Annotated in this window: 12 protein-coding genes; all 12 read left to right on the top strand. The window is 39.8% G+C overall.

Annotated features, from left to right (window positions below; all coding sequences use genetic code 11):
* Positions 1 to 35: 35 nt before the first annotated feature.
* The 12 genes from SMIDD28_RS07085 (at position 36) to SMIDD28_RS07030 (ending at position 10,435) form a co-directional block, all read left to right on the top strand.
* On the top strand, positions 36 to 539 hold the full coding sequence (locus SMIDD28_RS07085; protein WP_061425420.1) for a phosphatase PAP2 family protein: 504 nt from the start codon (positions 36 to 38) through the stop codon (positions 537 to 539).
* A gap of 113 nt (positions 540 to 652) precedes the next feature.
* The gene (locus SMIDD28_RS07080) at positions 653 to 1,099 is read left to right on the top strand and encodes a LytTR family DNA-binding domain-containing protein (RefSeq protein WP_061425419.1); all 447 of its coding nucleotides are present in this window, start codon (positions 653 to 655) and stop codon (positions 1,097 to 1,099) included.
* A gap of 4 nt (positions 1,100 to 1,103) precedes the next feature.
* Positions 1,104 to 1,778, top strand: coding sequence for a LiaF transmembrane domain-containing protein (locus SMIDD28_RS07075; protein WP_061425418.1), 675 nt, complete (start codon positions 1,104 to 1,106; stop codon positions 1,776 to 1,778).
* 105 nt (positions 1,779 to 1,883) lie between these two features.
* On the top strand, positions 1,884 to 2,072 hold the full coding sequence (gene rpmB / locus SMIDD28_RS07070; RefSeq protein WP_001140948.1) for a 50S ribosomal protein L28: 189 nt from the start codon (positions 1,884 to 1,886) through the stop codon (positions 2,070 to 2,072).
* 155 nt (positions 2,073 to 2,227) lie between these two features.
* Positions 2,228 to 2,593, top strand: a complete 366-nt coding sequence (locus tag SMIDD28_RS07065) for an Asp23/Gls24 family envelope stress response protein (protein WP_000216442.1) — start codon at positions 2,228 to 2,230, stop codon at positions 2,591 to 2,593.
* A 2-nt stretch (positions 2,594 to 2,595) separates the two neighbouring features.
* Complete coding sequence (locus SMIDD28_RS07060; RefSeq protein WP_061425417.1) at positions 2,596 to 4,263, top strand: DAK2 domain-containing protein; 1,668 nt, start codon at positions 2,596 to 2,598, stop codon at positions 4,261 to 4,263.
* Between the two features lie 200 nt (positions 4,264 to 4,463).
* Positions 4,464 to 6,164, top strand: coding sequence for an acetolactate synthase large subunit (locus SMIDD28_RS07055; RefSeq protein ID WP_000411736.1), 1,701 nt, complete (start codon positions 4,464 to 4,466; stop codon positions 6,162 to 6,164).
* On the top strand, positions 6,157 to 6,633 hold the full coding sequence (ilvN, locus tag SMIDD28_RS07050) for an acetolactate synthase small subunit (RefSeq protein WP_001253803.1): 477 nt from the start codon (positions 6,157 to 6,159) through the stop codon (positions 6,631 to 6,633). Before SMIDD28_RS07055 ends, ilvN begins: the two co-directional genes overlap by 8 nt.
* Before the next feature lie 65 nt (positions 6,634 to 6,698).
* The gene (gene ilvC, locus SMIDD28_RS07045) at positions 6,699 to 7,721 is read left to right on the top strand and encodes a ketol-acid reductoisomerase (RefSeq protein WP_061425416.1); all 1,023 of its coding nucleotides are present in this window, start codon (positions 6,699 to 6,701) and stop codon (positions 7,719 to 7,721) included.
* Positions 7,722 to 7,804: 83 nt separating this feature from the next.
* On the top strand, positions 7,805 to 8,161 hold the full coding sequence (locus SMIDD28_RS07040) for a hypothetical protein (RefSeq protein WP_001027897.1): 357 nt from the start codon (positions 7,805 to 7,807) through the stop codon (positions 8,159 to 8,161).
* Between the two features lie 50 nt (positions 8,162 to 8,211).
* On the top strand, positions 8,212 to 9,462 hold the full coding sequence (gene ilvA / locus SMIDD28_RS07035; protein ID WP_000952975.1) for a threonine ammonia-lyase IlvA: 1,251 nt from the start codon (positions 8,212 to 8,214) through the stop codon (positions 9,460 to 9,462).
* A gap of 757 nt (positions 9,463 to 10,219) precedes the next feature.
* A complete protein-coding gene (locus SMIDD28_RS07030; protein WP_001130036.1) occupies positions 10,220 to 10,435 on the top strand; it encodes a capsule biosynthesis transcriptional regulator in 216 nt (71 codons plus the stop codon).
* The last annotated feature ends 94 nt before the right edge of the window (positions 10,436 to 10,529 follow it).

Here is a 10,529-nt window from a genome sequence, read left to right as displayed (position 1 = left end):
TGCAAGTAAAATTTGAGTAAGTGATGAGAAAATATATGAAAAATTATCAAGAATGGTATGGTCACGTTGCTGCTAATATTAAAAATAAGCCCTTTCTTCTGAGCTTGTTAAGAACTTTCAATCGGTTCATGACGGTAGTTGTGCCTATAGTTTATCTGACCTTGTTAGCCACTACCTATTTCCAAAAAGGACTTGGGAGACAAATCTTGATTTATATTTTTATCCCAGCGTCAGGTTTTGTAATTTTATCCCTTCTTCGTAAGAAAATCAATGCCCCTAGGCCTTATGAAGTTTGGGAAATTGTACCGCTACTTGATAGAGATAGCCCTGGTCAGTCTATGCCCAGTCGTCATGTCTTTTCAGCAAGCATTATCTCCATGGCTTGCTTGCATGCTAGTCTAACTATGGGGATGATTTGTTTGATATTATCAGCCTTCCTAGGTCTAGTGAGAGTCTTGGGTGGCGTTCATTATCCAAAGGATGTAGTGGTTGGCTATATGTGTGCTCTTGTGTGGGGTGTGATTTTCTTTCTATGTTGACCTGTAAGTTAGGGTAGCCTTACAACCACTTACGGGTCTAAAGTAACCACTTACTTTTTTGCTCTTGTTTTCTTATTTTAGCTTTGATATAGTAGAGTCAGAAAGGAGATGGAATGAAGTTACGAATCGAAATTGACTGCAATTTAGAGGAAACTGAAATTGTCATCAAGGCAGCGGCTTTGACAGATGAGATTGCGGATTTACAGCGGCTCTTGCAAGAGTCCAAGTCTCCTCGGTTGATTTTTTACAAGGGAACAGGTGAATATTATCTGGACTTATCGGAAATTCTCTTCTTTGAGACAGAAGGAAGCAAGATTTATGCCCATACCCAGAAAGATGCCTACGAAGTTCGGCTCAAACTCTATGAGTTAGAGGCTATCCTTCCTCGCTATTTTAGTCGGGTATCCAAGTCAACTATCACTAATATTCGGCAAGTTTATTCGGTGGACAAGTCCTTTTCAGGAACGGGCACCATTTCCTTTTATCAGACCCACAAGGAGGTTCATGTGTCACGGCATTACCAATCCCTCCTAAAAGAAAATCTAAGAAACATGAGGTAAGAACATGAAAAAGAAAGCATTTGGTATTGTGTTGTTAGTATTGGCAGCTTTAGTATTATTACAGGGGAATTTTGGAATCCCTTCTCTGGGAGGGCAAATTTGGCCCTTGTTCGGTATTGCTTTTTTTGCCTATCAATCAGTTGGAGCTTTGTTGCGTCGCCACTTAACTTCAGCCTCTTTTACAGCCCTAGTGGCCCTCATGATTGCTAATCATTTTTATGACATTTTACCGATTCCCAATCAGTCATTGTTCTGGGCAAGTATTTTAATCGTAATGGGTGTCAGCGCACTCACTCATTCTAACAGAACTTGGAACGGGAAAAAATGGTGGTATGATGGTAAAAAGACCATTCTTACAGATAAGGAAGTTGCTTTTGGGACTGGGACTTTCTACAAGCAAAACCAAGAATTGGTAGAAGACCAAGTAGAAGTTGGTTTTGGCAATGCCAAGATATATTATGATAATGCAGAGATTTTAGGAGATACCGCAACCCTGAAGGTGGAAGTTGGTTTCGGAAGTGCAGTTATTTATGTTCCTCAACATTGGGAAGTTGATTTAAAGGTAGAAACTTTCTGTGGTGTAGCCAAGGCAGATGCCCCTCTAGCCCCAACCAGCAAAACTTTGATTATCCGTGGGGATGTGGCTTTTGGGAAATTGGGAGTTGTCTACGTTAAATAAAAAAATCTTCCAATCCCCTTGCCAAAACAGAGAAAGTGTGATAACATAGTACAGTATGTGGTGCTAGCACATCCGCTATATTAGATCTAATAGGAGGAAAACACAATGGCTAAAGTATGTTACTTTACAGGTCGTAAGACTGTATCAGGAAACAACCGTTCACACGCGATGAACCAAACAAAACGTGCCGTAAAACCAAACCTTCAAAAAGTTACTGTTCTTATCGATGGTAAACCTAAAAAAGTTTGGGCTTCAGCTCGTGCTTTGAAGTCAGGTAAAGTTGAACGCGTTTAATAATAAAAGTAAGGAGACCTTAGGGTCTTTTTTCTTTTACTGTAGATATAAAATCATTTGAAAAACGGAGTAAATATCCGCTGATACAGTATTCTGCTTTTACACTTGGGCTGAAATATGATAAAATAGAGTATCAACTAGTTGAGGTAAAAAGGATGACTGTAAAAATTAATACAAAAGATGGTCAAATCGAACTAACAGATGAAGTGATTGCAACTGTCGTAGGCGGTGCAACAACTGAGATTTTTGGTGTGGTCGGTATGGCTAGTAAAAATGCCCTCAAAGATAATTTCCAAGCCCTTCTAGGTAAGGAAAATTATTCCAAAGGTGTCGTCGTAAAGGCGGCCGAAGATGGCAGTATTGCAGTTGATGTATATACCGTGTTGAGCTACGGAACAAAGATTAGCGAAGTGTCAAAAAACATTCAAGAGCGTGTCCGTTTTAGTTTGGAAAACCAACTTGGAATTACTGCTCAGACTGTAAATGTCTACATTCAAAATATCAAAGTTGTAGGAGAATAACCGTGTCAAAAATTACTACTAGCTTATTTCAAGAAATGGTGCAGGCTGCATCAACTCGCTTGAATAAGCAAGCTGAATATGTCAATTCATTAAACGTCTTCCCCGTTCCAGATGGAGATACCGGGACAAATATGGGAATGACCATTGAAAATGGAGCTAAAGAAGTTGCAGACAAGCCAGCTTCTACAGTTGGAGAGGTAGCGAGCATTCTTGCCAAAGGGCTTTTGATGGGTGCGCGGGGGAACTCAGGAGTTATTACGTCTCAGCTTTTCCGTGGATTTTCACAAGCTATCAAGGATAAAGATGAGTTAACAGGTCAAGACTTGGCCCTCGCCTTCCAATCAGGTGTGGAAGTTGCCTATAAGGCAGTGATGAAACCAGTTGAAGGAACGATTTTGACGGTTTCTCGTGGTGCTGCTATCGGTGCTAAGAAAAAAGCTGAGCAGACAGATGATGCTGTTGAAGTGATGCGCGCAGCCTTGGAAGGTGCTAAAACAGCTCTAGCTAAAACGCCAGACATGCTTCCAGTATTGAAAGAAGTTGGCGTTGTGGATTCAGGTGGTCAAGGACTGGTCTTCATCTACGAAGGTTTCCTTTCAGCCCTTACTGGTGAATATATCGCATCTGAGGACTTTGTAGCGACTCCTGCCAATATGAGTGAAATGATTAATGCAGAGCACCACAAGTCTGTAGCTGGTCATGTAGCGACTGAGGACATCACCTTTGGTTACTGTACTGAAATCATGGTAGCTCTTAAGCAAGGCCCAACCTATGCCAAAGATTTTGACTACGACGAATTCCGTAACTACTTGAATGAACTTGGGGATTCTCTCCTCGTTGTTAACGATGATGAAATTGTCAAAGTCCATGTCCATACAGAAGATCCAGGACTTGTTATGCAAGAAGGTCTTAAATATGGTAGCTTGGTCAAGGTAAAAGTTGACAATATGCGTAACCAACACGAAGCACAGGTTGAGAAAGAAGCTGCTCAAGTTAGCAAACCATCTGAAGAAAAAGAGTATGCTTTGATTGCTGTAGTGGCTGGTAAAGGTCTAGCAGATATCTTCCGTTCTCAAGGTGTGGATTATGTTATCGAGGGCGGTCAAACTATGAACCCTTCAACAGAAGACTTTATTAAGGCTGTTGAACAGGTCAATGCTCGTAACATTATCTTCCTACCAAACAACAAAAATATCTTCATGGCAGCTCAATCTGCAGCAGAAGTTTTGGAGCAACCAGCAGTAGTGGTAGAGGCTCGTACTCTTCCTCAAGGTTTGACAAGTCTTCTTGCCTTTGATCCAAGCAAGTCCATTGAAGAAAACCAAGAGCGTATGGCTGCTGCTCTTAGCGATGTCGTTAGCGGAAGCGTCACAACAGCTGTTCGTGATACAACCATTGATGGTTTAGAAATCCATGAAAACGATAATCTTGGTATGGTTGATGGGAAAATCCTCGTGTCAAATCCTGACATGCACCAAACCTTGACAGAAACCTTGAAACATATGTTGGATGAAGATAGTGAAATCGTAACCTTCTATGTCGGTGAAGACGGAAGCGAAGAACTTGCCAATGAAATTGCTCAAGAAATCGCAGAAGAATTCGAAGACATTGAAGTCGAGATTCACCAAGGTCAACAACCTGTTTACCCATACCTATTTAGTGTGGAATAAGATTAATGAAGAACTGAGAAATCAGTTCTTTTTTTCTTTTTAAATAATGAAATCGGTATCTTTTAAATAAAAACCAAAATAACATTCATAAATAAACGTTAAAATAGAAAATTCAGAAAATTTCTTCTTTTGTCTTGAAAAATTTTGAAAAAGTGGTATGATAGTAACAAGTTATTTTTAAGAGGAAAGAAAGGGGAACAATGGAGAAAATCAGTTTAGAATCTCCTAAGACGGGGTCTGACCTAGTTTTGGAAACACTTCGTGATTTAGGAATTGATACCATCTTTGGTTATCCTGGTGGTGCAGTCTTGCCTTTTTATGATGCGATATATAATTTTAAAGGCATTCGCCACATTCTAGGACGCCATGAGCAAGGTTGTCTGCATGAAGCTGAAGGTTATGCCAAATCAACTGGAAAGTTGGGAGTTGCCGTCGTCACTAGCGGACCGGGAGCAACCAATGCCATTACAGGGATTGCAGATGCCATGAGCGATAGCGTTCCCCTTTTGGTCTTTACAGGTCAGGTGGCGCGAGCAGGGATTGGGAAGGATGCCTTTCAGGAGGCAGACATTGTGGGAATTACCATGCCAATCACTAAGTACAATTACCAAGTTCGTGAGACAGCTGATATTCCTCGTATCATTACGGAAGCTGTTCATATCGCAACTACAGGACGACCAGGGCCAGTTGTCATTGACCTACCTAAAGACGTATCTGCTTTAGAAACCGACTTCATCTATTCACCAGAAGTGAACCTACCAAGTTATCAACCGACTCTTGAGCCAAATGATATGCAAATCAAGAAAATCTTGAAGCAATTATCCAAGGCTAAAAAGCCAGTCTTGCTAGCTGGTGGTGGGATTAGTTATGCTGAAGCTGCTGCGGAACTAAATGAATTTGCAGAGCGCTATCAAATTCCAGTGGTAACCAGTCTTTTGGGACAAGGAACGATTGCAACGAGTCACCCACTCTTCCTTGGAATGGGAGGCATGCACGGGTCATTCGCAGCTAATATTGCCATGACAGAAGCTGATTTTATGATTAGTATTGGTTGTCGTTTCGATGACCGCTTGACAGGGAATCCTAAGACTTTCGCTAAGAATGCTAAGGTTGCCCACATTGATATTGACCCAGCCGAGATTGGCAAGATTATCAGTGCGGATATTCCTGTAGTTGGAGATGCTAAGAAAGCTTTGCAAATGTTGCTGGCTGAACCGACAGTTCATAACAATACTGAAAAATGGATTGAAAAAGTTACTAAAGACAAGAACCGCGTTCGTTCTTATGATAAGAAAGAGCGTGTGGTTCAGCCGCAAGCTGTTATTGAACGAATTGGTGAATTGACGAATGGAGATGCCATTGTGGTAACAGACGTTGGTCAACACCAAATGTGGACAGCCCAGTATTATCCCTACCAAAATGAACGTCAGTTAGTGACTTCAGGTGGTTTAGGAACCATGGGATTTGGAATCCCAGCAGCAATCGGTGCTAAAATTGCCAACCCAGATAAGGAAGTAGTCTTGTTTGTTGGGGATGGTGGTTTCCAAATGACTAATCAGGAATTGGCGATTTTGAACATTTACAAGGTGCCAATCAAGGTGGTTATGCTGAACAACCACTCACTTGGAATGGTTCGTCAGTGGCAGGAATCCTTCTATGAAGGTAGAACATCAGAGTCAGTCTTTGATACCCTTCCAGATTTTCAACTGATGGCACAAGCTTACGGTATTAAAAACTATAAGTTTGACAATCCTGAGACCTTGGATCAAGATCTTGAAGTGATCACTGAGGATGTTCCTATGCTAATCGAGGTAGATATTTCTCGTAAGGAACAGGTGCTACCAATGGTACCAGCTGGTAAGAGTAATCATGAGATGTTGGGGGTGAAGTTCCATGCGTAGAATGTTAACAGCAAAACTACAAAATCGTTCGGGAGTCCTCAATCGCTTTACAGGTGTCCTATCTCGTCGTCAGGTTAATATCGAAAGCATCTCTGTTGGAGCAACAGAAGATCCGAATGTATCGCGCATCACCATTATTATTGATGTAGCTTCACATGATGAAGTGGAGCAAATTATCAAGCAACTCAATCGTCAGATTGATGTGATTCGCATTCGAGATATTACAGATAAACCACACTTGGAACGCGAAGTGATTTTGGTTAAGATGTCAGCACCAGCTGAGAAACGAGCTGAGATTCTAGCCATTATTCAACCTTTCCGTGCAACGGTGGTAGACGTAGCACCAAGCTCGATTACCATTCAGATGACAGGAAATGCTGAAAAGAGTGAAGCTCTATTGCGAGTCATTCGACCATACGGTATTCGCAATATTGCTCGTACGGGTGCAACTGGATTTACCCGCGATTAAAAATCCAACTTAAATTTGTTAAACCAGCCTAAAAGGCAATAAATAATAGAAAAGAGAGAAAAACTATGTCAGTTCAAATGGAATACGAAAAAGATGTTAAAGTAGCAGCACTTGACGGTAAAAAAATCGCCGTTATCGGTTATGGTTCACAAGGACATGCGCATGCTCAAAACTTGCGTGACTCAGGTCGCGATGTCATCATCGGTGTACGTCCGGGTAAATCTTTTGACAAAGCAAAAGAAGACGGATTTGACACTTATACAGTAGCAGAAGCTACTAAATTGGCTGATGTTATCATGATTTTGGCACCAGACGAAATCCAACAAGAATTGTACGAAGCAGAAATCGCTCCAAACTTGGAAGCTGGAAATGCAGTTGGATTTGCCCATGGTTTCAACATTCACTTTGAATTTATCAAAGTTCCTGCAGATGTAGATGTCTTCATGTGTGCTCCTAAAGGACCAGGGCACTTGGTACGTCGTACTTATGAAGAAGGATTTGGTGTTCCAGCTCTTTATGCAGTTTACCAAGATGCAACAGGAAATGCGAAAAACATTGCTATGGACTGGTGTAAAGGTGTTGGAGCAGCTCGTGTAGGTCTTCTTGAAACAACTTACAAAGAAGAAACTGAAGAAGATTTGTTTGGTGAACAAGCTGTACTTTGTGGTGGTTTGACTGCCCTTATCGAAGCAGGTTTCGAAGTCTTGACAGAAGCAGGTTACGCTCCAGAATTGGCATATTTTGAAGTTCTTCACGAAATGAAATTGATCGTTGACTTGATCTACGAAGGTGGATTTAAGAAAATGCGTCAATCTATTTCAAACACTGCTGAGTACGGTGACTATGTATCAGGTCCACGTGTAATCACTGAACAAGTTAAAGAAAATATGAAGGCTGTCTTGGCAGACATCCAAAATGGTAAATTTGCAAATGACTTTGTAAATGACTATAAAGCTGGACGTCCAAAATTGACTGCTTATCGTGAACAAGCAGCGAACCTTGAAATTGAAAAAGTTGGTGCAGAATTGCGTAAAGCAATGCCTTTCGTTGGTAAAAACGACGATGATGCATTCAAAATCTATAACTAATTAGAAAGCAAAGAATTTTGCTAAAATAGTAGCTTCAGCTATTCGTGGGATATTAGATATACTTATTTAGGGGTTGAAATCATATGAATATTACCAATTTGTTTTCTATCAAGACAGGATGTGATGAAACTGATAGGCAACTGCAAAAATTATTTTTTCAGTTGGATTTACAATTGGGAGAATTGACAGATCAACTAAGAAAATTAGATTCTAATTTTGTTCCTCGTAGTCAATTTGTAGACACGCTGGATTTGAATGATGTAGAATATAAAGAAATTTTAAACTATTTTATCTTCCATCGTAATGATAGTGAAGAAAGTTTGGCAGAATGGTTATATGATTGGATTTCCACAAATCGTTATGAACTTCCTAAAGAGTTTTCAATTCGTATGGCTCATAAATATCATGAAAGTGTTGCTGAAGTTTTTGGAGATGAATAACTAAAAAAACAGTCATTAGTGACTGTTTTTTATAGAAAAAGAGGTTTTATATGTTAAGTTCAAAAGATATCATCAAGGCTCACAAGGTCTTGAATGGTGTGGTTGTGAATACCCCACTGGATTACGACCATTATTTATCGGAGAAGTATGGTGCTAAGATTTATTTGAAAAAGGAAAATGCCCAACGTGTTCGTTCTTTTAAAATTCGTGGTGCTTATTATGCCATTTCCCAACTCAGCAAGGAAGAGCGTGAACGTGGGGTAGTCTGTGCTTCTGCGGGGAATCATGCGCAGGGAGTTGCCTATACTTGTAATGAAATGAAAATTCCTGCTACTATCTTTATGCCCATTACCACTCCGCAACAAAAGATTGGTCAGGTTCGCTTTTTTGGTGGGGATTTTGTAACCATTAAATTAGTTGGAGATACCTTTGATGCCTCGGCCAAAGCAGCTCAAGAATTTACAGTCTCTGAAAATCGTACCTTTATTGATCCCTTTGATGATGCCCATGTTCAAGCTGGTCAAGGGACCGTTGCTTATGAGATTTTAGAAGAGGCTCGAAAAGAATCGATTGATTTTGATGCTGTTTTGGTCCCTGTTGGCGGCGGTGGTCTCATTGCTGGGGTTTCTACCTATATCAAGGAAACAAGTCCAGAGATCGAGGTTATCGGGGTAGAGGCTAATGGAGCGCGTTCCATGAAGGCTGCTTTTGAAGCTGGTGGTCCAGTCAAACTCAAGGAAATTGATAAATTTGCAGACGGGATTGCTGTACAAAAGGTGGGACAGTTGACCTATGAGGCAACTCGCCAACATGTTCAAACCTTAGTAGGTGTCGATGAGGGATTGATTTCTGAAACCTTGATTGACCTCTACTCTAAGCAAGGGATTGTTGCAGAACCTGCTGGAGCGGCTAGTATTGCTTCTTTAGAAGTTTTAGCTGAATATATCAAGGGGAAAACTATTTGTTGTATCATTTCTGGAGGAAATAATGATATCAACCGTATGCCAGAAATGGAAGAACGTGCCTTGATTTATGATGGTATCAAGCATTACTTTGTGGTCAATTTTCCACAGCGTCCAGGGGCTTTACGTGAGTTTGTAAATGATATCCTGGGGCCAAATGATGATATCACACGTTTTGAGTATATCAAACGAGCTAGCAAGGGAACAGGCCCAGTATTAATTGGGATTGCCTTGGCAGATAAGCATGATTATGCAGGATTGATTCGTCGCATGGAAGGTTTTGATCCAGCTTATATTAACTTAAATGGGAATGAAACGCTTTATAATATGCTTGTCTGAGGACTAATAAAAAAATATCATATTATTTGCACAATTGATGTATAGGTGCTATAATGAAAATGAAGAAAGGGGGCGATTCCTATGGTTTTAGGAAGCTTATCGTGCAATTCTTACTTCTGTTCATTATAGCACTTATGATGTTTGGCTCAGATTTCCATCCTTCATTTTGATTTCCCATCTATTTTGAAAAGTAAACTCACACGGTCTTTAAGATGTGATTTGCTTTCTTTTTATCGACAAATATACCATATTAAAAGGATATATAAGTAATTGACTGAGCTTATCTGTCTTGTTATCTTTATTAAGGATGGTTTCGATAATCGGGTGTCTGCTTCTAGGCTAGCACCTCAATATCCAAATGAGTGATGAATTTGAAGAATATAAGGAATAGCTATCTATCAGATGATTTCTTGAGGAAGAAAGATAGGAGTTTTTGAGCTAGTGAATGCTTGGATTTCTAAAGGTTAGGACTGTCATCTTCAGTTCTTAAATCGAAGAAATAAGCTATCTTACGGAAATGGAGAAGCATTTTTTAAAAGCTTGAATAATTTTGCACCTTAAGAGGGTAATAATACAATATTTTTATTAGCAAATATTTATGGTGTAGAGGCTAGCAAAATCTATATATTATAGGCTTTAAAAAGGAAGTAAGAAAATTCTGAACTAATTATTTTCGTTGAATATATGTTTTTTTATTGACAAAAGTAGTAAAAACGTATACAATTAAATATTGTAAAGAAGAAAATAGGAGAAAAACATGGCTAAGTCAAACTTTGAAAAAGTAGAATCAGTTGTTGGCTGGGTTCGTGATAAGAAAATCACAGGCTACCGTATCTCTAAAGAAACGAATGCGCGTGAAATGTCTATCATTGCTCTGGCGCAGGGTCGTGCAAAAGTAAAAAATATTTCATTTGAAACAGCCCTAGGCCTAATTGATTTCTATGAAAAAAATCATGAAAAATTTGAAGATTAATCTTTGGATAACGGCGGATTCTTGACCCTCAAGTAGTAGAGATAGAGAATCTGCCTTTTCATTTTGAACAGTAAAAAGACTGCATGGTTGATGC

It is taken from the genome of Streptococcus mitis (assembly GCF_001579045.1).
GTDB lineage: Bacteria > Bacillota > Bacilli > Lactobacillales > Streptococcaceae > Streptococcus > Streptococcus mitis_D.
This window is presented reverse-complemented; position numbering and strand designations above follow the sequence as displayed.

Coding starts and splice junctions, on each gene's coding strand:
- rpmB (WP_001140948.1), top strand. CDS start 1,884: ATGGCTAAAGTATGTTACTTTACAGGTCGTAAGACTGTATCAGGAAAC.
- SMIDD28_RS07065 (WP_000216442.1), top strand. CDS start 2,228: ATGACTGTAAAAATTAATACAAAAGATGGTCAAATCGAACTAACAGAT.
- SMIDD28_RS07085 (WP_061425420.1), top strand. CDS start 36: ATGAAAAATTATCAAGAATGGTATGGTCACGTTGCTGCTAATATTAAA.
- SMIDD28_RS07040 (WP_001027897.1), top strand. CDS start 7,805: ATGAATATTACCAATTTGTTTTCTATCAAGACAGGATGTGATGAAACT.
- SMIDD28_RS07055 (WP_000411736.1), top strand. CDS start 4,464: ATGGAGAAAATCAGTTTAGAATCTCCTAAGACGGGGTCTGACCTAGTT.
- SMIDD28_RS07075 (WP_061425418.1), top strand. CDS start 1,104: ATGAAAAAGAAAGCATTTGGTATTGTGTTGTTAGTATTGGCAGCTTTA.
- SMIDD28_RS07030 (WP_001130036.1), top strand. CDS start 10,220: ATGGCTAAGTCAAACTTTGAAAAAGTAGAATCAGTTGTTGGCTGGGTT.
- SMIDD28_RS07080 (WP_061425419.1), top strand. CDS start 653: ATGAAGTTACGAATCGAAATTGACTGCAATTTAGAGGAAACTGAAATT.
- ilvN (WP_001253803.1), top strand. CDS start 6,157: ATGCGTAGAATGTTAACAGCAAAACTACAAAATCGTTCGGGAGTCCTC.
- ilvA (WP_000952975.1), top strand. CDS start 8,212: ATGTTAAGTTCAAAAGATATCATCAAGGCTCACAAGGTCTTGAATGGT.
- ilvC (WP_061425416.1), top strand. CDS start 6,699: ATGTCAGTTCAAATGGAATACGAAAAAGATGTTAAAGTAGCAGCACTT.